The 25,845-nt window shown below is 60.1% G+C and carries 19 protein-coding genes and 1 riboswitch; of the genes, 1 reads left to right on the top strand and 18 read right to left on the bottom strand.

Translation table 11 applies throughout. The annotated features are described in order from the left end of the window. Nucleotides 1-2: 2 nt before the first annotated feature. From gntH to ACLIRY_RS21475, 4 genes are all read right to left on the bottom strand, one after another. Nucleotides 3-1,289, bottom strand: coding sequence for a guanitoxin biosynthesis MBL fold metallo-hydrolase GntH (gene gntH / locus ACLIRY_RS21490; protein ID WP_413207479.1), 1,287 nt, complete (start codon nucleotides 1,287-1,289; stop codon nucleotides 3-5). A 235-nt stretch (nucleotides 1,290-1,524) separates the two neighbouring features. After that, nucleotides 1,525-3,210: an ABC transporter permease gene (locus ACLIRY_RS21485; protein ID WP_413207478.1), complete on the bottom strand. Its 1,686-nt coding sequence runs from the start codon at nucleotides 3,208-3,210 to the stop codon at nucleotides 1,525-1,527. A 10-nt stretch (nucleotides 3,211-3,220) separates the two neighbouring features. Beyond that, nucleotides 3,221-4,177, bottom strand: a complete 957-nt coding sequence (locus ACLIRY_RS21480; RefSeq protein ID WP_413207477.1) for an ABC transporter substrate-binding protein — start codon at nucleotides 4,175-4,177, stop codon at nucleotides 3,221-3,223. 39 nt (nucleotides 4,178-4,216) lie between these two features. After that, nucleotides 4,217-5,305 carry an ABC transporter ATP-binding protein gene (locus tag ACLIRY_RS21475; RefSeq protein ID WP_413207476.1) on the bottom strand — a complete coding sequence of 363 codons (1,089 nt, stop codon included), beginning with the start codon at nucleotides 5,303-5,305 and terminating at the stop codon, nucleotides 4,217-4,219. Between the two features lie 261 nt (nucleotides 5,306-5,566). Here ACLIRY_RS21475 and ACLIRY_RS21470 point away from each other — a divergent pair, with 261 nt between their 5' ends. Beyond that, nucleotides 5,567-8,110, top strand: coding sequence for a plasma-membrane proton-efflux P-type ATPase (locus ACLIRY_RS21470; protein ID WP_413207475.1), 2,544 nt, complete (start codon nucleotides 5,567-5,569; stop codon nucleotides 8,108-8,110). Nucleotides 8,111-8,528: 418 nt separating this feature from the next. On the opposite strand, the gene ACLIRY_RS21465 is transcribed toward ACLIRY_RS21470, so the two are convergent. The 14 genes from ACLIRY_RS21465 to ACLIRY_RS21400 all read right to left on the bottom strand — a co-directional run bounded on the left by ACLIRY_RS21465 (nucleotide 8,529) and on the right by ACLIRY_RS21400 (nucleotide 25,813). After that, nucleotides 8,529-9,104, bottom strand: coding sequence for a TMEM165/GDT1 family protein (locus tag ACLIRY_RS21465; RefSeq protein ID WP_413207499.1), 576 nt, complete (start codon nucleotides 9,102-9,104; stop codon nucleotides 8,529-8,531). An 8-nt stretch (nucleotides 9,105-9,112) separates the two neighbouring features. Further along, nucleotides 9,113-9,302, bottom strand: a riboswitch (yybP-ykoY riboswitch). 55 nt (nucleotides 9,303-9,357) lie between these two features. After that, nucleotides 9,358-9,780: a DUF2218 domain-containing protein gene (locus ACLIRY_RS21460; RefSeq protein WP_413207474.1), complete on the bottom strand. Its 423-nt coding sequence runs from the start codon at nucleotides 9,778-9,780 to the stop codon at nucleotides 9,358-9,360. Then, entirely contained in the window at nucleotides 9,780-10,232 is a 453-nt protein-coding gene (locus tag ACLIRY_RS21455) for a PadR family transcriptional regulator (protein ID WP_413207473.1), read from the bottom strand. The genes ACLIRY_RS21460 and ACLIRY_RS21455 overlap by 1 nt, the downstream gene beginning before the upstream one ends. After that, nucleotides 10,229-10,408: a hypothetical protein gene (locus ACLIRY_RS21450; protein ID WP_413207472.1), complete on the bottom strand. Its 180-nt coding sequence runs from the start codon at nucleotides 10,406-10,408 to the stop codon at nucleotides 10,229-10,231. The genes ACLIRY_RS21455 and ACLIRY_RS21450 overlap by 4 nt, the downstream gene beginning before the upstream one ends. Before the next feature lie 400 nt (nucleotides 10,409-10,808). Beyond that, on the bottom strand, nucleotides 10,809-11,657 hold the full coding sequence (locus ACLIRY_RS21445; protein WP_413207471.1) for an alpha/beta fold hydrolase: 849 nt from the start codon (nucleotides 11,655-11,657) through the stop codon (nucleotides 10,809-10,811). Further along, nucleotides 11,654-12,718 carry a branched-chain amino acid ABC transporter permease gene (locus ACLIRY_RS21440; protein WP_413207470.1) on the bottom strand — a complete coding sequence of 355 codons (1,065 nt, stop codon included), beginning with the start codon at nucleotides 12,716-12,718 and terminating at the stop codon, nucleotides 11,654-11,656. Before ACLIRY_RS21440 ends, ACLIRY_RS21445 begins: the two co-directional genes overlap by 4 nt. Before the next feature lie 3 nt (nucleotides 12,719-12,721). Then, entirely contained in the window at nucleotides 12,722-13,735 is a 1,014-nt protein-coding gene (locus tag ACLIRY_RS21435; protein WP_413207469.1) for a branched-chain amino acid ABC transporter permease, read from the bottom strand. Continuing rightward, on the bottom strand, nucleotides 13,732-14,499 hold the full coding sequence (locus ACLIRY_RS21430; protein WP_413207468.1) for an ABC transporter ATP-binding protein: 768 nt from the start codon (nucleotides 14,497-14,499) through the stop codon (nucleotides 13,732-13,734). Before ACLIRY_RS21430 ends, ACLIRY_RS21435 begins: the two co-directional genes overlap by 4 nt. Further along, nucleotides 14,492-15,271: an ABC transporter ATP-binding protein gene (locus tag ACLIRY_RS21425; protein WP_413207467.1), complete on the bottom strand. Its 780-nt coding sequence runs from the start codon at nucleotides 15,269-15,271 to the stop codon at nucleotides 14,492-14,494. Before ACLIRY_RS21425 ends, ACLIRY_RS21430 begins: the two co-directional genes overlap by 8 nt. An 83-nt stretch (nucleotides 15,272-15,354) precedes the next feature. After that, on the bottom strand, nucleotides 15,355-16,581 hold the full coding sequence (locus ACLIRY_RS21420; protein ID WP_413207466.1) for a substrate-binding domain-containing protein: 1,227 nt from the start codon (nucleotides 16,579-16,581) through the stop codon (nucleotides 15,355-15,357). Nucleotides 16,582-16,859: 278 nt separating this feature from the next. After that, complete coding sequence (locus tag ACLIRY_RS21415) at nucleotides 16,860-18,305, bottom strand: sigma-54 interaction domain-containing protein (RefSeq protein ID WP_413207465.1); 1,446 nt, start codon at nucleotides 18,303-18,305, stop codon at nucleotides 16,860-16,862. Nucleotides 18,306-18,562: 257 nt separating this feature from the next. Continuing rightward, the gene (locus ACLIRY_RS21410) at nucleotides 18,563-18,937 is read right to left on the bottom strand and encodes a response regulator (protein ID WP_413207464.1); all 375 of its coding nucleotides are present in this window, start codon (nucleotides 18,935-18,937) and stop codon (nucleotides 18,563-18,565) included. Nucleotides 18,938-18,945: 8 nt separating this feature from the next. Further along, nucleotides 18,946-19,434 (bottom strand): chemotaxis protein CheX, encoded by a 489-nt coding sequence (locus tag ACLIRY_RS21405; protein WP_413207463.1) that lies wholly within the window; start codon nucleotides 19,432-19,434, stop codon nucleotides 18,946-18,948. Between the two features lie 256 nt (nucleotides 19,435-19,690). Continuing rightward, nucleotides 19,691-25,813: an AAA family ATPase gene (locus ACLIRY_RS21400; protein WP_413207462.1), complete on the bottom strand. Its 6,123-nt coding sequence runs from the start codon at nucleotides 25,811-25,813 to the stop codon at nucleotides 19,691-19,693. Nucleotides 25,814-25,845 lie beyond the last annotated feature (32 nt).

The following is a 25,845-nucleotide window of genomic DNA, read 5'->3' as shown; positions in this document are numbered from 1 at the left end:
CGTCAGCTCTGGCTTGTATCGGAAGACATGCCCCCCGCCGGCCCGCCACAGTCAGTCAGTGCGGCGTCGAAAATAGCCGGAGAACGGAAATCCGCACTGTTGAGCGGCGCCGTAGAAGACGTTGCCTGGCCGATGTTCGATCCCCAACTTTGGTCGTTGATCGCCGCTTTCCGGGTCACGATGGCGTCCTTGGACACGTTGAAAACCATGAAATCCGAGCCGAGCTGATAGGGACCAGGCCAATTCACCCGGATGTCGGTGACAATATCCGTCCATTCCTGATCGTCGGAAACACAGTGATTGGTCACCGCCATACGCGGCTTGGTCAAGGAAAGGACCTTGCCGTAGCACAGGGCACTGGTGTGAGACGTGGACAGGTTCCCCAGATAGCCCTGGGTCGTACCAGGGAAAACCGTATCCCAACGCCGCAGGGTCGGGAAGGTCTCGTGCACCAGGATGTCGGCCCCCGCAGCATGTTTGACCAGGAAGTGGTTCGGTTCCGTATCGCCGGACCAAACAAAGGATAGGCCATTCCAGTCCAGCCGATAACTGATCGCTCCGTCGATCACATGCAACGCAGGCCAATGCGTAATCGTTACCCCATTCTCTTGGTACGCGATGCCGGGATTGGCCCGGAAATCCAGTTCGTTGACCTCTATGTCATAGGACCCGTCGATAGCCTGGGCCGTGGCGAAACTGGTCGTGTGCCAACGACAGAATTGCTTCATGCCTTCGATGGAATGGCGCAGACCCAGGTCCGGCGTCTGCCCAGAAGGACCAAAGACCCGTAACGGCTGATAACGGCCACCGCTTGGACCGAAGGCATAAAGCCCGGGCAAGTCGTTCATGTGATCCATATGCAAGTGGCTGATAAATATATTGGTCATGCGACTGAAGGGAATCATCATGGTTTGGTAGTTCACCAACGACCCGATGCCCAAGTCAAAGACGAATGAATCCCCGTTCCCCAATTCGACGAAAATGGAACAATCGGCTTGGGTGCGGCGAACCATGTTTCCCATACCCGATCCCGCCAAGGTCACGCGCATTTCATCCGGCCCCAGGGCTTCTCCGGGGTACTTGTAGACCGCTGGCTGGGCAATCTCCGTGGCCAGAGGCGTCACCCCCGTATAGGCCGGCGACGAGCCAGAACTGGAAGAAGAAGAGGTGCTGGACGTGGCACCGGTTGTGGAATTGGTTGTGGAATTGGTTGTGGAACTGGTTGTGGATCCGGTCGTGGATCCCTCGGTGCTTGTGGCCGTGTCCTGGGTACTCTCGCCGTTGGTCATGCTATTCCCCTTAATTGAGAATGGCGCCGCCTCCTCGGATCAAGATCCATTGGATCGAGGCGCATTGACAGGAGTCGCGTTCAATAGCTCGGCTCGCCCCGGACCCATTCCGTCCAGTGTGAAGCAGTGCCGCGCAACTTAGAGGGGTTATTTTTCTGCAATTCGACGCAAACAGCAAGCATTTAAATTTAAGATAATTTTATTCAAATTAATCTACCAATAATTGCGAGTCGCCCTATTCCAACAGTCCCCCTTCCCGCTTCCGCGTCCACAGAGTCACCAGGATGGGGATCACCATGGTGATGGCTATGGCAAAACTGCTCATCGCCATCCCCAGCCCCACCGACCCCTGCTCAAACTGACGCCAAATGAAGAGCGCGACGGTCTTGGTCCCAATGGGCGCCAGAAGGATCGTGGCCACCAGCTCCCGGGCCGCCACGGCGAAGACCAGCAACATGGCCGCAATCATCGACGGTGCAATCAAGGGAACCAGGATGCGGACAAAGGCCACCCGCGCTTTGGCTCCATTCACCCGCGCGGCCTCCTCCAGGCTCGGGCCAATCTGGCGGAGGGCCGCGTTGGCGTAGCGGACGGGATAGGGCAGCAGCAGGCAGCAATAGGCCAGAACCAGAACAACAATCGTGTTGTAGGGCGTAATCGGCAACCAAGGCTGGGTCCAGGCGAGGATCAGGCCAACGGCCACAACGATTCCCGGAATGGTATTGGGAATCAGGGTCAGGAAATCCAGCAGACGACTCACCGGCCCCTTGTGGCGCACGACGATATAGGCCGTCAACGTCCCGATCACCCCCGTCGCCAGGGCAGCAACGACACCCAAACTCAGGCTGGTCTCCAGGGCGTCCATGGCCCCGCCTCGGTTGGCGACGACCTGGGCGAAATGGTCCAGCGAGAAGTTATCGGGGTTCAAACCACCGGAAATGGTCCGGGTCGAGGCCGTCAGAATCACCGCAGCAACGGGCACGACGGCGCCCAGGAAGGCAGCGACGGAAAAGCCCAACACAACCGGCGCCGTCCAGGGTCCCAGGTCGCGCCGGTCGATGCGGGCCTGCTTGCCGCCAACGGTCCGGTAATCCCGCCGGTTGACCACCCAGCTTTGCAGAGCAAAGGCGCCCATGGCCAAGACCACCAACAGGGTCGACAGCAAAGCCGCACCCGGCAGGTCAATGGGGTAGTCCGACAGCTTGCGCTCCACACCGGTCACCAGGACCAGGAAGCCCGACCGGGCGGCCAGGACGGCAGGCGTCCCGAATTCCTCGATGGCCATGGCAAAGACAAGCAACTGGCAGGCGGCAATGGCCGGGGTGGCCAGCGGTAGGGTCACCCGCCAGAAGGCCCGCATGGGGCTCGCGCCCGAGACCCGGGCCGCCTCCAGATAGCGCCCGCCAATGCTCGCGACGGTGCGCGACACGGCAAAATAGACGACAGGGAAAACATTGAGGGTCATGGCGAAGACCACCCCCCAGAAGGAAAACAGGAAGGGTCCCAGGTTGAAGCCCAGGAGTTGTTGCACATAGCCCCCGGGCTGCAGGGTCATGATCCAGCCCAGGGCAGCGATATATGGAGGGATGGTAAAGGGAACAAGGAACAGCAGGTCCCACAACTCCGCCAGGGGAACCCGAAACAGGCCCCTCAACACCCCAAGGGGAATGGCGAAAAGGGACGCCCCGATAACCACGGAGACGCCCAAAAGCACCGTATTCAAGGTCCAGCCTGCGATTTCCGGATCGCCAAAGGTCTCCGCCACCTGCGAAAAAGGCGCGGCCAGGGACCCGGAGCCCAGGTCCGGAAAAATGGCCTGGAGCACCACGAAGACCAGGGGCAGCGCGACCACCACCAGCAGAATGGGGATAACGAAGGCGGCGAGTGCGCCGCCTTCTCCCAAATTCAGGACCTTGCGCACATCCCGCCCCTTACTTGGTGCCGGTGATCTCGGCGAAGCGCGCCAGCAGGTCCTTGCGGTCCTCGGAGGAGCGGTCGTCGAGGATCTTCAGGTCAGCGATCAGCGGACGGTCGGCAGACACGTCAGAGCGGGAGGGCATCAAATTGGTCTTGGCGACCATGGCTTGCCCCTCGTCGGACAGCACATAGTCGATGAAGGCCTTGGCCGCATCCGCATGCTGGGTGGAGGCCAGGATCATCATGGGCCGGGGCGCAATCACCGTGCCGGACTTGGGGAAGATGACCTCAAGGGACTCACCGGCGGCCTTCTTGTTGAAGGAAATGTAATCCACTGCACCGAAGACCACACCCTTGGCGCCCTGTAGCACCGGGTTCAGGGCCTGGGCATTGGCGCCGGGGACGATGATTTTGTTAGCGGCCAGCTTCTCGAACAGGGGCCACCCCAGGGACTCCTGAGCGGTCAGGGCGGAGACCAACTCGAAGGCGGAGCCGGAGGCCGCAGGATCGGGCATGGTCACCTGATCCATGTACGCGGGCTTGGTCAGATCCATCCAATCCTCGGGACGGGGCGTGCCGGACTTGGGGTTCCAGGCAATGGCCAGGGCGGAGATGCCCTGAACGACCCAATCCTTGCCCTTCAGGAAGTCAGGAACGGTGGCGGCGTTGGCGCTGTCGTAGGGCATCAACAGGCCCTTCTTGGAAAACTTCATAGCCGTGTTCATGGAGGCGGAGATGACCACATCGGCGACCGGGCTGGCGGCCTCGGCCTCCAGGCGGGCCATGACCTTGCCGGTGGTGGCCTGAAACACGCCGACGTCCATGTCCGTCTTGGCCTTGAAGCCCGCGACCAGATCATCGATCAGGTTGGCCGGACCGGCAGTGTAGACGGTCAGATCCTGGGCCAGGGCAGCGGTGGAGCTCAACGCCAAAGCGGCGACGCCCAGGACAAGGGACTTCATCGGATGCATGAACGAATTCCTTTTTTGCAAAGATAGGGGTGGAGACGATCAGAGGAGAACTTGGGGAAACCAGCGCGCCCGATCCCAGGCAACCGACAACCCGACCTGCTCCCCCTGGGCGACCCGCTGGGGAGAATGCAGATCGAGGAAGCTGCCTTCCTCCAGCTCGAGCTGAACCGAATAGCCATCGCCCCGGAAGGCCGAATGGCGGGCGACCGCAGCCAGAACCCCGTCCTGGGGCGCCGCGGCGGTCAGGGCGGATCGGGGGAGGAAAAGCTGCCCGGAGCGGTCCCCATTGAGGAACCCCTGGGGCGGGCGAAGGCGCCGTTGGGATCCGAGGACAAGCGCCCCGTCCTCCACCTGACCATCCAGGATCACCCCAAGCTTGAGGAAGCTGGCCACATCCACGGTGGCGGGGCGGGAAACCAGATCTTCCGGCGCAGCCACCTGCAGCAGGTCGCCCTGGCGCAGAATTGCCACCCGGTCGGCGATGGCGAAGGCTTCCCCATGGTCGTGGGTGACGTACAGGGCGGTCATGCCCAAACGCCGCAGCAAGGCGGCGATATCCACGACCAAACTTTCCCGCAATTCCCGGTCCAGGTTGGACAGGGGTTCGTCGAACAGAATGACCGGGGGACGGGCGACAATGGCCCGGGCCAGGGCGACGCGTTGCTGCTGCCCCCCCGACAGGGTGCCCGGCGCCCGGTCCCCCAGGCCAGCCAATCCCACCAGTTCCAAAGCCTCGACGACCCGGGATTCGCGCTCACTTTTACCAATGCCGCGCATTTCCAGGGGAAAGGCCACATTGCGGGCGACGCTCATATGGGGCCATAGGGCGTAATCCTGGAAGACCATGCCGATCTTCCGCCCCTCCGGCGGCACGAAGGCCCCCCCTTCCGCATCGACAACGGTGGTGTTTCCAATCAGGATCCGTCCCCCGGTGGGGCGGGCGAGTCCGGCGACCAGACGCAGCAGGGTTGTCTTACCGCAACCGGACGGCCCCAACAGGGCCACGGTCTCGCCGGCGGAGACCTCCAGGGACAGGGATTTCAGGACCTGTGTTTGCCCAAAGGTCTGGCAAATGCCTTGCATCAAGACAGGTGTCGCGCGTCCGCTCACGTCATCGATCGCTGGCATTGGATGAAGGTCTCCATGAGAAGGTCATGGACGACACCCTACTCGGGGGGCTTTTCATTTTCGTGACGGAACCATTGTCCTTTTGTGACAACCCAAGAAAACGGTCAGGGAGACCTCGTTTAAGGTGCACTGCGTCATCACTTCGCCCCCTTCCGGGTGTTCTCTCTTTCCCTCAAACGGTTAGTGTGTCTTCCTACCTGAGATCTATTTCCGCCCATCCCCGCGTTCAAAGCCCGCTCGCGGTCTGGAGTCTATGCAACCATGCCCCTCGCTGATTTTGAAACCGCCCCCCTTTCCGAGGTCCTGTCCGCCCTGACCGTCGACCCCAGCCGGGGCCTGAGCAATGAAGAGGCAAGCCGACGGCTCGACGAGCAGGGACCCAATGCCCTGCCGGAAAAGACCGAAAGCCTCCTGGCGAAGGCATTGAGCCATTTCACGGGCCCCATCGCCTATATGATCGAGGCTGCGGCCTTGGTCTCCCTGTTGCTCGGGCGGTGGGAGGATTTCACCATCATCTTCGGATTGCTGGTCTTTAACGCCGCCCTGGAATTCTGGCAGGACCGCAAGGCCAACGCCGCGCTCGCTGCGCTGCGGGAGGGATTGGCTCCCCAGGCGCGGGTTCTGCGGGACCGGGTCTGGGCCACCCATGAAGCCAAGGAGCTGGTGACCGGGGACATCGTCCGGATCCGCTTGGGGGACATCGTTCCGGCGGATCTGCGTCTGACCACGGGGGATTTCGCCTCCATTGACCAAGCCTCCCTGACCGGGGAATCCCTTCCCGTTTCCAAGGGCATGGGCGATATCGCCTATTCGGGCAGCATCGTGCGCCAAGGGGAGGTTGAAGGCGTCGTCATCGCCACCGGAGCACAGACCTTTCTCGGGCGGGCGGCCCGTCTGGTGGCGGGTGCCGGAGCGGAGAGTCACGCCCAGAAGGCCATGTTCCAGATTGGCAACATCCTGATCGCCACGGCGCTGGTGCTGGCTCTGGTGATGGTCGCCGTCCAGGTCTACCGGGACATCGTGGTGTCCAACAATTGGGGTCTGACCGATGCCCTGGATATCCTGCAATTCGTTCTGATTCTGCTGGTCGCCTCCATCCCCGTGGCCATGCCTGCGGTGTTCTCCATCACCCTGGCCCTGGGCGCGCTGGCTCTCTCTAGAGACAAGGCCATCGTCTCGCGCCTCTCCTCCATTGATGAGTTGGCGGGAGTGGACATCCTATGTTCCGACAAAACCGGTACATTGACCAAGAACCAGTTAACCCTGGACACCCCCCTGGCCGTGGAGCGGAATGACCCTGCGGAAACCCTTTTGGTTGCCGCCCTGGCCTCCCGCCCGGGGAATGACGCCATCGATACGGCGGTGCTGGCCGCCTCCGCCTCAACTGATCTGCCGGACGGATACAGCATCTCGGCCTTCACCCCCTTCGACCCGGTCTCCAAGCGCGCCGAAGCCGTGGTTGAAGGTCCAAATGGACGGACCTTCCTCGCCACCAAAGGTGCCCCCCAAGCCATTGTCGATTTGGCCCACCCCCGGGCGGAGGTCGCCCGAATGGTGGACACCCATGTGACGGAGCTGGGAGCCAAGGGCTATCGCGCCCTTGCCGTCGCCCGGTCCGATGATGGGGGAAGCAGTTGGGTGATCCTGGGCGTTCTCCCCCTGTTCGATCCCCCGCGGGATGATTCCCGCACAACCATCGAGGCTGTGCGGGCCCGGGGCGTTTCGGTGAAGATGATCACCGGTGACGACACGGCCATCGCCCGGGAAACAGCCCGGCAATTGGGTCTGGGCATGAACATCGCCACGGCAGCGGAGAGCTTTCCCCGGGACATGGACCCGGATAACCCCCCTGCGGCGGTGGTCGATCTGATCGAACGGGCCGACGGCTTCGCCCGGGTCTTTCCCGAGCACAAATACGCCATCGTCAAAGCGCTGCAGAAGCGGGGGCATGTGGTCGCCATGACCGGCGACGGGGTCAATGATGCACCGGCCCTGAAACAGGCCAATTGCGGGGTGGCCGTATCCGGGGCCACGGATGCCGCGCGGGGCGCTGCGGGGGTGATCCTGACCGCGCCGGGCCTGTCGGTGATCGCCAAGGCTATCGAGGAATCCCGCCGCATCTTCTTGCGGATCACCAGCTACACCATCTACCGGGTCGCCCTGACCATGGACATCATGGCCCTGGTTGTCCTGTCCACCATCTTCCTGGGGTTCCAACCCCTGACGGCGGTTATGATCGTGGTCATGTCCCTGCTGGACGACATCCCCATCATGGCCATCGCCTATGACCGGACCTCGGCTGGGCCGGAGCCAACGCGCTGGCGCATGCCCCATCTGATAGGGATCGCCGGGGGGTTGGGCTTGGCCTCCCTCGTCCAATCCTTTGGCCTGCTGTTGATCGGCATGGAAATCCTCTCTGACCCGACCCGCCATGGCGTTTTCGGTCTGACGGATGAAGCCCATCTGCAATCTGTGATGTTCCTGCAACTGGTCGCGGGGGGCCATCTGCTTTTGCTCGTGGCCCGAACCAAGGGGTGGTTCCTTTCACGCCCTCACCCTGCCCCCACCCTACTGGTGGCCATCGGGCTGACCCAGGCCGTTGCCGTCCTCATGTGCGGCTTCGGCTGGGTGGTACCCGCCATTCCCTGGAGCCTGATCGCATGGGTTTGGCTGTACATGCTGGTCTGGCTGGTCATCCTCGGCGGCCTGCGCCTGGGACTGGAGAAAGCCCTGGAAGGCGGACTGGGATCCTGGCGCCGCTACCGGACGCGGTTGCGGACGCCCCTTTTCCCGCCACTGCCTTAGAGCTCAACCCAAAAGTCATGCCGTGAAATTAAAGGTTTCCGTCATGCCCGTGAAAACGGGCATCCAGGGTTGATTTCGCTGCCGGTGCTCAAATGCACTGGCGTCGCGGGATTTGCTTCCCTTGCCTGCTCCCACCCTGGATTCCCGCCTGCGCGGGAATGACGACCAAGCGGTTGAAATAATGAGAGTCATTTCGGGTTTCACTCTAATTATATAGATCTCGGAATACTCTAGAGCATCTCACCTCATTTGTGACTCCACGGTACACGACAGTGTCTCGTCTTTTTGGGCCTGGGGTCTGGGGCCTTTCGGCCCCCAGCCTCGCCAAAGAGGGGGGGGGACGGGGCAAAGCCCCGTGAGTGGAAAACATCCCCTGTCGTGCACCGCGACCACGTTTGCGCAAAATGCTCTCTTCCCATCATAAAGAGAACAGGTCGCCCGCATTTGCCAAAGCAAGGACTCCCAGGACCGCGAAAATCAGAGCAGCCAGGCCGTGGACCAGCGGCATGGGGATCTTGGTCGCGGCGACATGGCCCAAAAGAACCGCAGGCACATTGGCAATCATCATGCCCAAGGTGGTTCCAAGGGTAACCAAAAGCAGATCGTCGAACCGCGCCGCCAGGGCAATGGTGGCGATCTGCGTCTTGTCGCCGATTTCCAAAAGGAAGAAAGAGACCAGGGTCGTGACAAAGGGGCCGAAGCGAGAGACCGTCGCTGTTTCCTCGTCCACCTTGTCGGGGATCAGGATCCAGACCGCCATGCCCAGGAAGGACAGGCCAAGAACCCAGCGGAGCGTATCCGCGCCCAGCCAATCGGCGACCAGCGTCCCCACCCAGGCGGCCAAGCCATGGTTTGCCAACGTGGCAACAAGAATACCCAGGATAATGGGCAGGGGTTTGCGGAATCGCGCCGCCAGGACAAGGGCCAGCAACTGGGTCTTGTCGCCGATCTCGGCAATGGCCACGATACCCGTGGACAGGAACAGGGCTTCCATGGAACACCAAAAGGGATCGGGCAAACAGGACCAATGGCTCGCCACCCCGCCCGATCCGTCGAGACAGGTGTCGAAGCCAAAGGTCTCGCCAAGCAACATGCCGGATACACCATGGGTCCGTCCCAGGACGGGCGGACCCAAGTCTGTTGATGCATCCCCCCCTTTACCCGAGGGCGGCTACTCCCCAATGACAGGGGCGGACCATAAGCCGCCCCGGAGCGTTTGACAAGTCAACACCCCTTTGCCCTGCGGGTTACCCATCCACCCAATCGAAAGCCAGGGGGGCTTCCCGGAAAGCGAAGCGGTCCAGGTGCCGGGACACCACATCCTTCAAAGCCTCCACCTGCTCGGAAACGCTGCCTGTCAGGGTACAGAGCAAATGGGCCTCCTCGGCTTCGAGGGTCAAGAGGGCATCTCCAGGCCAGTTCGCGCCGTGACCATCCTTGGGGAAAGCGACCGTCCCCGCTTCGGGGGTGAACTCGACGGACAGGTTATGGGACCAATGCTTGCAGAGTTGTTGGAGATACCGGCTGCCATTGGGGGTGGGGACGCGGGCGGTGCTCATCGCCATGGGGGACAACTCCTCGTCCGGTTCAAGATCGGTCATGGGAGAAAGGGGGGGAAGCGGGGGAAGGCCAAAGCGCTTCCGCAGTCGATCGACCCTTAAACCAGACATCACAGACGCTCCACGTCCTGGGCCAAGGCATCCAGGCGGGCAGCGATGTCATGGACCATGTCCTTATCGGCGTCCTCCTTTGACAACCGGGTTTTCAGGACGGTGCGCAGATTATCCATGGCCCGCCGCACGGGGGTGACATCTACCCGGGCCTCGTCGTTGGCCAGGGCCTTCAACCGGGCAAGAACCGCCTGGACCTGCTCGGTCTTTTCGGCGAGGTCCGCCGTCCCCGCTTCGGTGATCACGAAAACCTTGCGGGTTCCCTCGGATTCGGCCTCCTCCACCAGGGACATGTCTGCCAGAAGGGACAGCGCCGGGTAGACCACGCCAGGGCTGGGGGCGTAGGCGCCGCCCGTCAGATCCTCGATCCCGCGGATCAGGTCGTAGCCGTGGCGGGGTTGTTCGGACAGAAGGGACAGCAGAACCAACCGCAGTTCCTCGGCGTCCATCATACCCCGGCGGCGGCGATGCCCGCCCCAGCCCTCGGGACCACCCGGGCCAAAATCCCTGCCAGAACCATGCCCATGGCCCCTGCCGGGACCTCCCCGACCTGACCTTGGGCCATGCCCTCGGCCCAGACCTGGACCGCCGCCGCCATGACGACCACCTCCGCCCATATCGAAGTCATCCCGAGCCTGATATCCGCAGCCCATCCGACCAAGTTTAAATACGTGTCTCATCACGAGACCTCCTTAGCTATGTTTCAACACACTCAAGATATATCTTGAGCGATTCTTATGCAAGACCCAACGTGCAAAAAACTCCCATCGGTGAGGGAACACGACAGGGGGGGACCGTCACGGGGCTTTGCCCCGTCCCCCACTGGGGCCGAAAGGCCCCAGACCCCAGGCAGTTGCTGGCCGAAAGGCCCCAGACCCCGGGTTCTGATCAATAAAAGAGAAATGGGGGTTTGGGGGCATTGGCCCCCAAATGGGTTTGGGCTATCGCCCAAAAAGGACGAGACACTATCGTGTACCGAGCCCAGCGGTGAGACCGGGAGCCAAACGCATTGACCGAAAACGGAAAACTCAGCTTTCCAGGAACGCGACAATGGGCTCGATCTGTTCGGGGACATTCAGCGCCGGGGCATGGCCCATGCCTTGAAAGATCCGCAAGTCGGCTTTGGGACCGCGCCGGGTCATGTCCTCGGCCCACTCTTGGGTGATCAGATCACTGTTGGCCCCCCGGTAGAGCAAGGTCCGGGCGGTGATGGCGTCCCAGGCCTCCCATTGGGTGTAATCCTGGGGGTGACTGCGGAACTGCTCCACCATCATGGGATCGTAGTGAACCGTCAGGCGACCATCATCCATGCGCCGGGCCGAGGTTTCCACCATCTGTCGCCACTGGTCATCGGACAACCAGCCATAGGGCTTGTAAATGGTCCGCAGGACATTCTCCAGCTCCACCATGGTTTCGAAGGTCGGCGGGTTTCCGGCGTAGGCGAGGATCCGCTCAACGGCCGCAGGGATCAACTCCGGGGCAATGTCATTGACCACCAGATGGCTGATCCGATCCCGCAACCGCCCTCCGGCCAGGTGGATTCCCAGGGCGCCCCCCATGGAAGTCCCCACCCAGCGCACGCGGTCCAGGCCGTAATGGGCCAGAAGCGCCAGGGCATGGTCCCCATAGGTGGCGAGGCAATAGTCCCGTTTCGGGTCGCGGGACCACTGGCTGAACCCCCGTCCCAGGGTATCGGGTGCGAGGACGTGGTAGTTCTCGGCCAGCACCTGGGCCAAGGGGTCGAAATCCCGCCCCGTGCGCGCCAACCCATGCCAGAGGACCACGGTTTCAGCAGCCGGATCCCCCCACTCGGTGACGTGGATTTCGTAGCCGCAAAGGGGAGCATAGGCGCTTCTGGGTTTGGTGATGGATGTCATCGTTGGGATCCCCTCAATCGCCCAACCATGCCGGTCGGGAAGAAATAGACGCTCAGGATGAACAGTACCCCCAGCCAGAGCAGCCAGCGCTCCGGTGCGAACAGATCGGGGATCACCGGCACACCAACCGTGGCTTGGGCGATCAGATCCATGACCTCCCGCAGGTAGTTCTGGGCGAGGATGAACAGGGTCGCCCCGATGATGGAACCATAGAGCGTCCCCATCCCCCCGATGACGACCATCAGCAGGATATCCACCATGATATCAAGGGACAGGGTCGTCACCGGCCCCGTGTAGTGCAACCAAAGCGCCATCAACACACCGGCCAAGGCGGCCACACCCGCAGAAAGACAGGTGGCGATGGCCCGGTAGTGCACGGTGGTATAGCCGATGGCCTCGGCCCGGAAGCCGTTCTCGCGGATGGCTTGAAGGACCCGGCCAAAGGGCGAGTTCACCACCCTCAGGAGCAGCAGGAACAGACCCGTGGCGCTGAGAAACACCAGATAGTAGCTCAGCAGGCGCCCATCCAGCCGGACCCCCAGAACCTTGGCCTTGATCAGTTTAAAGGCCGGAGACAGCGCGTGGGGGACTTGATAGCTGAGACCATCCTCTCCCCCGGTGATATGGAAAAGCTGGCTGACCAGGATGGCAAAGGCGCTGGCCACAGCCAGAGTCACCATGGCGAAGAAGATGGCCCGAACCCGCAGGGAAAACAGGGCGATCAACAAGGCGAGCCCCACAGCCAGGGCCAGGCCTCCCACCGTTCCCAGCAGGACCGCCCCCCAACTGGGCCCCAGGTTGGAGAGCGCAATGGCCACCCCATAGGCCCCCAGGCCAAAGAACATGGTATGGGCGAAGGAAACAATGCCCGTATATCCCAGCAACAGGTCATAGCTGGCCACCAGAACGATGAAGATGCAGATGCGCGCCGCCGTATCCAGCGAGCGGGTGCCGGGGAACAGGAAGGGCGCGAAGGCCAGGGCGAGAACGATGCCGCCGATCAGAACGGCCAGAACCCTGGAGCGAGGCAGGTCGCCGGAGAGAATGCGCTGGAAGATCATGACCTACCGTCCCTTCGCCGGAGGAAGCAGACCCTCAGGCCGCCACATCAGGACCGCCACCATCAGCAGGATGCTCGACCCCAGTGCCACCTTTGGGGCCAGATAGGCGGTGTAATTGTTCATCAGTCCCACCAACAAGGCTCCCAGGAAGCACCCCTCGACGGAGCCCAGGCCGCCGATGATCACGACAATGAAGATCAGGATCATTACGGTCATGCCCATGGGTGCGGTGATGACCTCCTGGTAGAGACCCCACATGACTCCGCCCAGCCCCGCCAGGGCCGAGCCCACCACGAACACCGCAATGAAGAGGGCGCCGATCCGATAGCCCAGGGTCTCCACCATCTCGCTGTTCTCGACCCCGGCGCGGATCAGCAGGCCGATCTTGGTGCGCCTCAGGGTCAGGCTCATGGCCGCAAAGATCACCAGGCCGAGGCAGACCGCCAAGATCCGGTATTTCTCCAGAACCACATCACCGAAGGCGAAGGCGCCCTTCAGGCTATCGGGCCGGGGAATGGGAATGGCATCCGGCCCCCAGAGCACATAAATCACCTGCTCCACCACAATCAGCCCCCCCATGGTGATGAGGATCTGTTTCAGGTGATCCCCATAGACGGGCCGGATGATGGTCCGCTCGAACAGGTAGCCGAAGCCCCCAGCCACGGCCATGGCCACCAGGGCGCCCAAGCCAATGGCCCCCAGGTTTGCCGCCAGGGAGGGGGAGGCCATCCAGGGCGACAACGCCGCCATGACGGTGACGCCGACGAAGGCACCCAGGGAAATGAAGGCCCCATGGCCGAAGTTCAGGACATCCATCAGGCCAAAGACCAGGGTCAGGCCGGAGGCCATGATGAAGATCATCATCCCCATGGCCAGCCCGGCCAGCGTCAAAGTCACCCAGGTGGAGGGATTGCCCACCAGCACCAGGGCGACGACCATCAACCCGGGAACCAGCAGTTGGACAGGCGAGGGACGACAGGCGCCGAAAAGGCGGAAACGGGAGGCCGCCGCTCTCATTGGTGCATCTCCATGCTCAGGCCCAGGAGTCCTTCCTGCAGGTCCTTGTTCTGCGCCAAGTCGGCCATGGATCCCCTGTGGACAATGCGTCCACTGTCCATGACCGCCACGGTGTCGCCGACCGCCTTGGCCATGGCGAAGTTTTGCTCGACCATCAGAATGGTGGCCCCGAATCCCTTGAGCTGACGGATCGCCTCGGTCAGGGCGCCGACAATGGCCGGGGCGAGCCCCTTGGTCGGTTCGTCGATCAACAAAAGCCGGGAGGGTTCAATCACCGCCCGGGCGATGGCCAACATCTGTTTCTGGCCGCCGGACAGGGCGCCCGCCGGCGCATTCCAAAACTTCTCCAGGGCCGGAAACAGGTCGAGGATCCAGCGCAACCGGTCCTCGTCCATGGGGCCCGTTCGGGCGGCGAGGACCATGTTTTCCCGCACGGTCAACCCGCCGAAGATGCCCATGGTCTCCGGCACATAGGCGATGCTTTTGCGGGAGATGTCCGGAGTCTTCAGGCCATTCAGGCGCTCCCCGGCAAAGGTGATCTCCCCCGCGCTGGCCGTCCACAGACCCATGATGGTGCGCATGGTCGTGGTCTTGCCCGCCCCGTTGCGCCCCAACAGCATGGTCAAAGCACCCTCGGGCACCTCGAGGTCCACACCTTGGAGGATGTGGTACTGGTCAATATGGGTATGGACACCGGAAAGGCGCAGCAGGGGGGGACGCCCGGCGTCGGCCCGCATCGAGGACTGGCTGTCGGTCTCAAACATGGTCGGCGGCTCCCGTTCCCAAATAGGCTTCCTGGACGATGGGGCTACCCATGACCTCCTCCGGGTCGCCGTCGGCCACGAGGTAGCCGTTGTGCAAGACGATGATCCGGTCGGCCAGCGAGCGGATCACGTCCATTTTGTGCTCCACCAGCAGGATGGTCTTAGAGGGGTCGGATTTGATTTCGTGGATCAGGTCCAGGATCACCGGGGCCTCGTCGACGCTCATCCCGGCGGTCGGTTCGTCGAACATCAGGACATCCCGTTCCAGGGCCAGCAGCAGGGCGACCTCCAACTTGCGCTGATCTCCATGGGGCAGGGTCGCGGCGATGTCCTCGGCCCGGGCCAGCAACCCCACCCGACCCAGGACATGGTCTGCGGCCTCGATCATTTCCACATGGCTGCTGGCCATGGAGAACAGGCTGAACCCATGGGCCGTGCGGGCTTGCACCGCCAGCCGCACGTTCTCCTGCACCGTCAGATTGGGGAACAGGTTAGTGAGCTGGAAGGCCCGACCGATGCCCCGTTCCGTGCGTTTGGGGGCCGACAGGCCAGTGATGTCCTCCCCATGCAGGCGCACCCTGCCACTGGTGGCGGGAAGCTGGCCGGAAATGAGGTTGAAATAGGTGGTCTTCCCCGCCCCATTGGGGCCGACGATGGCCGTCAGAGTCCCCCGGTCGAAACCGCAAGAGACCTCGTTCACGGCCACATGACCACCAAAGCGAATGGTCAGGCCTTCGGTCACCAGGACCGGATGTTCCTTTTGGTCCAACATGGACATCCTCGACAGGGGAACGCATGGGGGAAGAAAAGAGCTGTCCGGGCGGGCGGGGCCCGCCCGGATGCCGACAGGGGGACTTACCGCTTGTTGCGGATGGGGATGTCCATGTCAGAGGGCTTGATCACCTGGGTCAGCTTAGGGATGCCCCAGGCCACATCGTCTTTCACGTCGATCTTGAAGGCGTACATGTCCTGCATGGCCTGATGGTCTTCGGGCCGGAAGGTCATCTCGCCCTTGGGAGTCATGAAGGACATGCCTTCCATCGCCTCGATCAAGCTATCGCTGTCGGTGTCGCCTCCGGTCTTTTCCAGGGCGGCAACCACGGCGGAGGCTGCGGCGAAACCGCCCGCCGTGAAGAAATCGGGGGGCTCGCCGTATCGGGCAAAGTGTTCCTTGACCAGCCAGGCATTCATGGCGTTCTGGGGGATGTCATAATAATAGTAGGTCGCTCCCTTCATCCCCGGCAGATCCTTGTAGGCCGCCATGGCTGGCAGGATATTGCCGCCGCTGGACAATTCGATGCCATAGCGTTCCGGCGCCATCGCCTTGAGCTTGCCCAGCGGATTGCCGCCCCCAGCCCAGATCACGAAGATGATTTTTTCGCCATCTTGGTCATTTGGGGCCTGGTCCTTCAGGGCGTCAAACAGGCGCTGCCCATGGGCGGTAAAATCCTTTGTGTCGGTGGGTGCATATTCCTCGAAGACCACCTCGGCCCCCGAGCCCTTCAAGGCGGCCTTGAAGGCGGCGACACCGTCCCGTCCGAAGGCATAATCCTGGGCCAAGGTGGCAATCTTCACGCCGGGCTTGCCCAAAGCCTTGGAATTGGCGATGGCGTCCTGGGAGGAATTGCGCCCGGTGCGGAAGATGAAGCGGTTCCAGTTCTCGCCGGTGATGCTGTCCGCCACGGCCGGCTCAACGATCAGGACCTTGGCATAATCTGCAGCCACCGGCAGCATGGCCAGCGCCACACCGGAAGACACGGGGCCAATCGCCAAGTCCACCTCGTCATCGCCATAGGCCTCGGCCAACAGGGCCCGGCCCTGGTCGGGCTTGCCTTGGGTGTCCTTCTCGATGACCTCGATCTTGCGTCCGGCCACCTCCATGGTGCCCTGGGTCAGATACTCCAGCCCCATCATCAAGCCCGTATGGGATTGCTTGGCATAGGCTTCGAGCGCGCCCGTCTTGCCATAGACATGGGCGATTTTCACGGGGTCGGCGGCCCAGGCGCCTGAAACGGCCACCGAAGCGGTCGCCGAAAGGGCAAGACCAGCCAAAGCCAGCCCGAGAGTACGGGGCAGGGACATGAATTCCTCCTTGGAACCTGTTCGCTTGTCCCCTCTACGGGGGAGTTTTCCCGTAGTCTTGTGCACAAGACATGCCAAAGCCAGAACCCGCAGATCTCCGCAAATCAGCGCTGCGGGTTCGATCGCCCCCTGTCCGGGATTCCGGACAAATCACTCAGCCTCAGGAGAATATACAAGGAAATTCAATAAATTATAAGACATTGTCCGGTTTCCCGGACAATCACCAGACTTGTCCGGCTTTCCGGACGGTCATTGGGTTTGTCCGGCTTTCCGGACGGTCATTGGGTTTGTCCGGCTTTCCGGACGGGGGGCTCTGCCCCCTCCATGGAGGCCAGCTTCTCGTAAAACTGGCTGCGGGAAATCCCCAAGGCCTTGGCAGCCTGCCCCCGATTGCCACCCGTGGCTTCAAGGGCCGCCCGAATGGCCGCAGCCTCGGTCTCGGCGAGAAGATCGCGTAAGGGACGGATCCGTCCCTCCTCCCCGACCGCCGAGGGTGGGACCGGCGCGGACCTCTTCCTCTTTGGCGGCGGCAGGAGGGCGTCGAACATTTCCGGCCCCAGGTGGTCGTCCTCCGCGGCCGCGACGGCCTGCTCCAGGACATTCCGCAGTTCGCGCACGTTCCCTGGCCAGTCGTGGTCAGCCAAGCGACACAGCCCTTCCTCCGTAACGGACCGGGGCACGCCACCATCCCGCTCGGCCATCCCCTCCAGCAGGGCATCGCAAAGCAACGGCAAATCTTCCAGCCGATCCCGCAGGGCTGGGGCGTGGAGAGGAAGAACGTTCAGGCGGTAGAACAAGTCGGCCCGAAAGCTACCGTCGGCGACCATGGCGGGCAAATCCCGGCTGGTGGCGGAGATGACGCGCACGTTCACGGGAATGACCCTATTGGCACCGAGCGGCTCGATCTCCTGTTCCTGCAGCACCCGCAGCAGCTTGGTTTGCAGAGCCAGGGGCATGTCGCCGATTTCATCAAGGAACAAGGTGCCCCCGTCGGCCAGCTTGACTTTGCCCTCCCGCCCCTTGCGATCAGCCCCCGTATAGGCGCCCGGCGCGGCGCCAAACAATTCGCCTTCCAAAAGACCTTCGGGGATTGCCGAGACATTGATCCGCACCATGGGTTTGGCCGCCCGCCCCGAAGCGGCATGGATGCCATGGGCCAGCAGTTCCTTGCCCACCCCGGTCTCACCGGTAATGAGGACGGGAGCCTCGCGGTCGGCAGCCTGGCGCGCACGGCGTTTCAACGCGCGCACCCCCTCTGCCCCGCCAACGAACGTGGCAAGACTGTACTTGGCCGCCCGGCTTCGGGCCAAATCCTGGCGGGCCCTCTCCAAATCCTCCTGAAGGGTTTGAAAGCGGTCAACCAGAGGCTTCAGGCTATGCAACCGGTCATAGAGGATAACGCCCATGGCTCCGGCCAGGGTTCCGGAGTCATCGTGCAGGGGGAGGCGGGAAACGGTGAGTTGGTGGCGTCCCAAAGGCACCAGATCTAAAAGATCCGCCTGCCCGGTTTCCAGAACCCGGTGCATACGACTTTTAGGCAAAACCTCCTCGATGGGTTGGCCTTCCACCGGTTCGGCGCCATTCCAGCCGATCAGCGCCTTGAACTTATGGTTCATCCAGGTGACCCGCCCGGATAAATCAACCGCGAAAGCCCCCTCGTACAGGGTGTCAAACAGCGCCGACAAGGATTTAGCAGCCTGACGACGCACATCTTGTTCGTTCATGTCGCGTCCGCCCCCGATCCGACTGGCCTGGGACCCCTGTGCAGGAAGCGAGCCCCCCAACCCGGAAGGTTCGCATCACCTGAACGGAAGGGCCCCCGACGACGCCCCGTGGAGCGAACCCAAAGGTCGTCAAGGCCTGGATCACGTTTATGAAATCAAGTCTGCCCGACCTGATTTCATAAACGTGATCCAAATCATATCGTTAGAGCGGAATGAGACGGAAAACCGCACACACTTTTCCTCATTCCGCTCTAGCGTCAAACGCCCCGCGTCATAGCCTTTTCGATAAGGCTTTCCAGCTTGTCTCTCTTCAAGGGCTTCAAAAGATAACCCTTGGCGCCCGCTTCAAGGGAGTTGAACAACATCCGCTCCTGGCCATGGGAGGTGACCATAATAATTGTGGCGCTCGGAAATTCTTCAATAATCAGGCGTGTAGCCTCCACGCCATCCATATCCGGCATGGTGATATCCATGGTCACCATATCCGGCTTCAACTCCCGATAGGCGGATACGGCACCGGCACCAGTACCAGCGGTACCAACGACGCTATGTCCTAATTCAGCGAGAATACCGGTGATTTTTTTCACCGTAATAAGAGAGTCATCGACGACGAGAACACGAAGGGAAGACATTGAGATTCCTATACTGTGTAGTTCATGCGTTCGTCGAACAGATCCCGGGGACCGACGACGTTCACATCCAGAAATCCCCTATCCGTCGTCAATCGCATGCAGGCGAAATGGGCATTCTTATGGCGGTGGATCCACCGTGCATTGTCCAGCACTACGGGCGGAGACAAGCTGATGGTAATATCCTCGGACTGAAGGTCGGCCGTACTCAACCCTAAAACAATATTGATCGCTTCGGCGGCACATTCCTCCTTATAGAGATCTATGTCCTCGCCATCCAACTCCAATCCCTCGGCCATACCTTCGAATAGCCCCACAACCAAATCTTCCTCGAAGCTGAAAGCCACCAGGACGTTGACCGGAGAGCCGAGCCCGGCCAGAACGGTCATGTCATGCAGGTGAAGCTTATCGACGGCGCTATCAATCGACAACACCTCTCGTACCTCGATATTCGCTTCTTCCCCCAGTACGTATTTGACCCGGGCTAGAATGGATGACAACAGGGACGAGACAACGCTTTTATTAAAGGCGTTACTCTCAGAAGATCCTGGTATCTTGGGGCCTAACATCTTGGTCTCCCCTAAAAGGATGGGCAGCGAGAAAACTGAACTTCTACTTGGATTAACCGGTTTGACGCACCTAATCAAGCATCGTCGGAACCGAAGGCGGTAAAAACTCAAACAGCACCGATAACGCTTAGCACTCTTCAGAAACGACTTGCCGCTTTATCGTTCTGCCTATGCCCCGTCCATGACCTCACGCTTCTCCCCGGTCATGGACCGTTTCGGTCAAAGACACGTCGGAGGAGAGCGGCAAGGTGATGACAAAGGACGTCCCCTGCCCCTGCTCGCTGCGGACAGTCACGCTTCCCCCCAACCGCCTGACCTCCGCCCGCACGGCCGACAGACCGACGCCCCGACCGGAAAACAGGTCGGCTTTCTTCTTGGTCGTCATCCTGTCGAGGAAGATCAAATCAATCGCGTCCTCCCGAGACAGGCGATTGATCACCTCAGTCTCGACCAGTCCGGCCTCCAACGCCCTCCTCCGGATGCCATCAGCATCGATTCCACACCCATCATCTTCAATCAGCAGGACAATAGAACTCCCCTCTTTGCTGATCGAACAGGCGATTTTTCCGGCTTCTTCCTTGCCGACCAACACGCGATCATCCGGATCCTCGATCCCATGCGTCACCGAATTCCGGAACAGATGGGCAAGCGAGCGCAAGAAGGGTTCATACTGCTCCGGATTAATCCAGACATCATGACCGCCCTCAACCTGCATCGGCCCAATTTCTTTTTCCAATCGAGCTGCAACCTGCCGAACCACCCGCTCGTAGGAGATCATGACATCGCGCAAGGGAACCTTCCGCAGATACCCAATATCCACCAACAGACGCCGCATTTCCGCTGCGGTCACATCCACCGGATCGCCCTTCAGCAGGCTCGATGCCAGTTGTTCCAGCATGACCGCCTGCGTCGCCGTCAAGGAGACCCGTGCGCCCCCTTCCAGGAAATCATCTCCCAGGATTTGACATAACCCCTTCAAATCTTTTTCGAAACTTTCTGACAGACCCGCGACGGCGAACAGCCCGGCAATATCGGCGACGGTCACCCCTTCGGAGTCCCGAGACACCTCCGCAAGTTCCTCCTCCAACGCATGGAGCGCCTCAGGCGCATGGAGGAAACTGAATTGGTTCAACGTTCCCTTAAACGTATGAACCTCCCGATACACCTTTTCCAGAACGTCACGCGGATCGCTCCCTGCCAGCAAGGTCGCCGCCAATCCCCGATCCAAGTAGTCCTGGAAAGAGGCGACCGCATCACAGAAATCACGGTTTTCGGTCACAGCGGCGACCACCATCTGTAATCCCCGATGTTCCTTCCGGACCGTCTCCTCAAGGCGCCGTTCCTCGGTGATATCGGTCAACACGGTCATGATATGGCCGTTATCCAAGGGCGTGTAGGTCACATTCAGAATGCGAGAGCCACGGCAAATTTCACCGGGAAACAGCGAGAGGATCACTTCCCGTTGATAGGGATCTTTTTCCTTGAACACAATTCCGGCGCCCAGCCGAAACAATTCCGCCTTTCGCGCATCGTCTCCGAAAAGCACCTGCGTTGCATCCTTCCCCGCCGGAACTTCTCCCAACATCGCGACACAGGCCCGGCTGTAATTGGGGTCCACGACCAAACTGGCATTGAAGGACAGGAAGCCCTGGCCGGAGTGATCCAATAGATTGGCAACCCGCGCCTGAGCCTGTTCTGCCTCTTCCTTCGCCAACTGTAACTCTGTGGTCCGCTCCGTTACCTGGGTTTCCAAGTGATCGTAGAGCCGCGCGTTATCAATGGAAATGGCGACCTGCGAGGAAATCATCCTCAACAATTCGACCCGCTCCGGATTGAAGACGCCCGTGGCCAAGTTGTTTTCCAGATAAAGAATGCAGACCAGACGATTGCGATTGCGCACAGGCAGACAAAGGACGGACCGAGGCTGATGTTTAACCACATAGGGATCATGGCGATAAGTGGAGTCCGCAGAAAGGTCATCAATGACCACCAATCCGGCCTCTTCCACCCTCACACCACTTGTGATGCCCTCCTCATCTGTCCGGTCCGGACTTTCTGTCGCCCGACCTTCACCGGCATTGCCCGCACTACGCGCCACATAGCGCAGCAGAAGAAGGGGAAACTGGTCATCGGTCGGCGCGTTGAGCAAGACCATTCGCGACTGCAAAACCTCGATGGAGCGCCCCGAGAGATCTGCCTCCACACGCCAAGTTTCACCGCTACGCAGCAAAAGGCGCGCATTCTGAGCACCCGCGTTTTCTTGCAGGATGCGCATCAAACTTTCGAGAACACGCCCCAGATTCACTTCCGCCGACAGGGCTTGGGACGCATTGATGATGGCGACCAAATCCAAAGACACCGTATCGGTTTTCGTCGTCGACACCCCCACCATCGTCGGCAGGTCCACCCTCCGAAGGAGAGAGGGGTAGCGGGCACGGAGTTGTTCCGCCTTCCGCGACGCCCCCCAGCGCTCATACAAATAATGGGCCTCAATCAGATATCCCTGGGCTGCGGTTTCCTTGCCACGGCCGATCAAGGACAAAGCAGCAAGCTCATTGGCCAGGGCTTCATTCTGAGTGTATTCGCTCTCGCGCGCGGATTTGATCGCTTCATCAAACAGGTCTCCGGCCTTGTTGTCCTCGCCCCGCAAGCGGGCCAACTCTGCAGAAACCAATAGATATTTATGGCGATAGTTTTCCGGACAAGAGTTCGCCCATTTCTCCAAACGCTCGCAACACCCCTCAATTGCGATCACGGTTTCCTGCCGCTTTTCCACGGGAAGAGTCGTCCCGTTCGCCGCCAGAATCAGCGCGTGGTAATAGGTTTGCTCCGCATACTTCATAAAGGCGGGGGCGAATATCTTCTTCTCTTCCGCCTTGATGCTATACTCCAAAGCCTTGGCGCAATCCCCGTATTGGTAGAACAGGAATGACCTGTATAGGTAATACCAAAGCCACCCGTATTCGAATTCCGAATTATTCAGGTACTCTATCAAGTCTTCTTCGCGATAGAACTCCGTGTCGATAGAATCTGCTGTTTCCGTTTCACCTTTCAGGTTCAAAATAAAGTTTTTATGGAAACTGGTCAGGTGCAGGATTGCTTCACTTCCGGACTGCCTGATAAAATCATAGAATTTATCTATGAGTATGATGGAAGAGTTGAGAGGCCGTCCTTCGATAAAGGGGCATAGATAAATAAAGCTAACCGCCCAAACACCCCATTCAACCTCTCCACTCCGCAGGCTTGCCTCGTAGGATTCCTGAAAGATATCCACGATATTACGGTAGTGCATATTGTAGTGGCTAATAATATGGCCAAACAGGTTATTGATAGGAGGGATCGCTGCCACATTGCCGAGATGCCGGTTCATTTCCATGGCCAGCATGCCGAATTCGTAGGCTTGACTGTAGTTCTCCTTCTCTGCCACCAGAATCATGGCGTACACGATATAACCGAAGGATGAATACTGATCATTCCCCTTATCAAGAGTCAGGGAGACAATTTTCAATCCGGCATAGTTCATGGTCGGCAGGTGACCACCCAGGAAGCAGAGAGTCCAAACCCGGAACAGGATAGCGAAGTGTCGACCCAATTCCTCATCGCCATGCAAGGGGGCTTCAAGCAGGGACTTCAGGTCGCGATTTGCCAACCGGGCCTCGACCTCCTCCAACTCCTTGTTGGCCAAGTCCTGCATGACCTTTGGGTCATCAAAAGCCAAAGCCATTCCGTAAAGGCTCAATGCTTCCCGAGCCAGCCTCAAGCCTTCACCAAACTTGTTGCTGGTCAAATGGATGCGCATCATCAATTCATAGATCGCGAGCTTCTCGCAATTGTCCTGCGCCTGGGAAATCGTGATGTCGAAGGACTGTTCCGAGCGCGCCAGATGTCCGCAAAGGAATTCGCACTCTGTCTTGTTGTAATAGAGATCGAACATGGTCCGATGTTCAGAGTGCCACCCCATGTCGCCAAGCAAACCGATACCCGCGTCGAGATAGGCTAAAGCCGCGCTATTTGCCACAGAAGCCCGCGCCCGTTTCGCCGCCTCAAGATTAAGCTGCGCCACCCTTGCCCGATCCGCATCCTCGACCAACAATTCGACTGATTTGTTCAATTGGTCGACAATATCGAACAGATGGTCCTCAAGATCGGCGTCCGAAACGGACTCCAGCATCGCCATACCGATTCGGTGGTGGGTTTCCAACCGCTCCCGGTCGGAGAGTTGCGAATAGGCGGCTTCATGAATGCGGTCATGGCAAAAGCGGTATTGCGTCGAAACCGAATCGCTTGGTCCGTCCTCCTCCGTTATCCACTGGGCGTAGCGCAGGGACGAAGCAACGGGCACGATCAGGTCTTCCCGGACCGCCTTGGACAGGGCCGCGATAATATCATGCAAGGATTGACCACTCACCACGGAGATCATGCGGGCGTCAAACTGCCCCCCCAGGCAACTGGCAATCAAAAGGCAGGAATGCGTGCCCGGCGGCAGCTGGCGCAGCTGCTTCACCATCAGCTCAACGATGTTGTCGCTGACCTGCATTTCGCTGATTTTCCGGGCATCCCAAGACCAACATCGCTTTTCACCATCGAACCAGAGCAGGCCCTGATCATAAATCGTTGAAAGCAGGCGGTTGATGAAAAACGGATTCCCCTTGGTCTTACGGAAAATCAAGCCCGCCAGCTCGTCGACCGCCTCATCGGTCCGGCCCACCGTATCGGCCACAAGATCCCGCGTCCCGGATTCCTTCAGAGGTTTGAGGAAAATCGTCTCGACCCGCTTGTTCTTCTGGATATCCTCAATCGCCAGGACAAGGGGATGGGAGGGCGAAACCTCATTATCGCGATAGGCTCCGATGATCAAAAGGTGATGTTCTCCCTGGCCAGCCATCAGACGCCTGATCAGCTTCAGAGAGGCGGAATCAGCCCATTGAAGATCGTCCAGGAAGAGAAGGAGGGAATGCTCCTCTTGACAGAACACCTGAATGAAACGCACGAAGGTCTCGGTGAAGCGTTTCTCCGCCTCTGCTGCACCGATCTCATCCAATGCCCCTTGGGGACCAATGATCGCTTCCACTTCCGGAATCGTATCGGTGACAATCCGCCCCAAATCCCCCAAGGCGTCCAACAACTTGGCCTTCCAGTCCTGGATCTGCTCGTCCCGTTCGGTCAGCAACTGGCGGATCAACCCCTGGAACGCAGCAATGATCGACGCATAGGGTGTTTCCCGGCGGTACTGATCGAATTTCCCGGTAATGAAATACCCCTTACCCCCTGCCAGGGGCTTGCGGGCCTCTTCGATCAAAGCCGTTTTGCCAACCCCCGAATACCCCGCCACAAGCACCAGTTCTGCCGCTCCCCGCCGCGTCCTGTCGAAGGTCGCATAAAGCGTTTCGATTTCGGATTCGCGTCCGTAGAGTTTTTGCGGCAAGTGGAAATGGTCGGAAACGTCTTGTTGGCCAAGGGGGAAGTCCACGTCCCCGCCAACCAAGGCGTAAAGGTCCTGACAGCGTTCCAAATCCGCTTTCAACCCGGCGGCACTCTGATAGCGGTCTTCGGCGCCCTTCGCCAACAGCTTGAGGACAATTGCAGAGAGTGCCGATGGAACACTGGGGTTCAGGTCGGACGGAGCCGTCGGCTTCCGCGCCAAATGGGAATGCACGATTTCCAGCGGATCCAACGAGGAAAAAAGCAAATGTCCAGTCAGTAATTGATAGAAAGTCGCCCCAAGGGAATAGTAATCCGCACGGTAGTCCACCGGTCGGTTCATACGCCCGGTTTGTTCCGGCGCCATGTAGGCCAGGGTTCCCTCAAGGACGTTCAAATTGGCTGCCTGCTGGCGTTCCATTGCCAGCTCGCTGGCAATGCCGAAATCAATCAGCCGAAGGTCCCCCGTCCTTTGATTGATGAGAATATTGCTGGGATTGATATCCTTATGAAGGATCCCCTGACGGTGCAGACCGTCGAGAATATCCACCAGACGAATCGCCAAAGGGAAAAATTCGGACAGGCTGGGCTGACTGTTCTGAATCCATCGACCAAGATCGATTCCCCCCATGTCTTCCATGAGAATCGCCAGGGTATTGCCATACTTTTCCAGGGCGAAAACCTTGATCGTCCCTTCCCCTGTGAGGCGGGAAGCGATGGCAAACTCGTGGCGCAATCGTGCCATCTGTTCGGCTGTCGGATATTTCTGATCCAACACCTTAATAATAACCGTCTCCCGGCCGTCCCCGCGTTTCCCTCGATACACTGCGGACAGCTGGCCGGAAAAAAGGCGCTCACCGAGCTCATATCCGGCGATTGTCTCTACCATAATTTCCCACCCCAGCGCGTTTCCAAACCAAT

Source organism: Rhodospirillum sp. A1_3_36 (assembly GCF_047263945.1).
GTDB lineage: Bacteria > Pseudomonadota > Alphaproteobacteria > Rhodospirillales > Rhodospirillaceae > Rhodospirillum.
Note: the sequence above shows the minus strand (reverse complement) of the source record. Positions and strands in the feature narration are given on the sequence as shown.

Bases quoted from the DNA above. Each gene is read 5' to 3' on its own strand.
- gntH (WP_413207479.1), bottom strand. From the start codon at position 1,289: ATGACCAACGGCGAGAGTACCCAGGACACGGCCACAAGCACCGAGGGA.
- ACLIRY_RS21480 (WP_413207477.1), bottom strand. From the start codon at position 4,177: ATGCATCCGATGAAGTCCCTTGTCCTGGGCGTCGCCGCTTTGGCGTTG.
- ACLIRY_RS21475 (WP_413207476.1), bottom strand. From the start codon at position 5,305: ATGCCAGCGATCGATGACGTGAGCGGACGCGCGACACCTGTCTTGATG.
- ACLIRY_RS21470 (WP_413207475.1), top strand. From the start codon at position 5,567: ATGCCCCTCGCTGATTTTGAAACCGCCCCCCTTTCCGAGGTCCTGTCC.
- ACLIRY_RS21465 (WP_413207499.1), bottom strand. From the start codon at position 9,104: ATGGAAGCCCTGTTCCTGTCCACGGGTATCGTGGCCATTGCCGAGATC.
- ACLIRY_RS21460 (WP_413207474.1), bottom strand. From the start codon at position 9,780: ATGTCTGGTTTAAGGGTCGATCGACTGCGGAAGCGCTTTGGCCTTCCC.
- ACLIRY_RS21455 (WP_413207473.1), bottom strand. From the start codon at position 10,232: ATGATGGACGCCGAGGAACTGCGGTTGGTTCTGCTGTCCCTTCTGTCC.
- ACLIRY_RS21450 (WP_413207472.1), bottom strand. From the start codon at position 10,408: ATGACTTCGATATGGGCGGAGGTGGTCGTCATGGCGGCGGCGGTCCAG.
- ACLIRY_RS21445 (WP_413207471.1), bottom strand. From the start codon at position 11,657: ATGACATCCATCACCAAACCCAGAAGCGCCTATGCTCCCCTTTGCGGC.
- ACLIRY_RS21440 (WP_413207470.1), bottom strand. From the start codon at position 12,718: ATGATCTTCCAGCGCATTCTCTCCGGCGACCTGCCTCGCTCCAGGGTT.
- ACLIRY_RS21435 (WP_413207469.1), bottom strand. From the start codon at position 13,735: ATGAGAGCGGCGGCCTCCCGTTTCCGCCTTTTCGGCGCCTGTCGTCCC.
- ACLIRY_RS21430 (WP_413207468.1), bottom strand. From the start codon at position 14,499: ATGTTTGAGACCGACAGCCAGTCCTCGATGCGGGCCGACGCCGGGCGT.
- ACLIRY_RS21425 (WP_413207467.1), bottom strand. From the start codon at position 15,271: ATGTTGGACCAAAAGGAACATCCGGTCCTGGTGACCGAAGGCCTGACC.
- ACLIRY_RS21420 (WP_413207466.1), bottom strand. From the start codon at position 16,581: ATGTCCCTGCCCCGTACTCTCGGGCTGGCTTTGGCTGGTCTTGCCCTT.
- ACLIRY_RS21415 (WP_413207465.1), bottom strand. From the start codon at position 18,305: ATGAACGAACAAGATGTGCGTCGTCAGGCTGCTAAATCCTTGTCGGCG.
- ACLIRY_RS21410 (WP_413207464.1), bottom strand. From the start codon at position 18,937: ATGTCTTCCCTTCGTGTTCTCGTCGTCGATGACTCTCTTATTACGGTG.
- ACLIRY_RS21400 (WP_413207462.1), bottom strand. From the start codon at position 25,813: ATGGTAGAGACAATCGCCGGATATGAGCTCGGTGAGCGCCTTTTTTCC.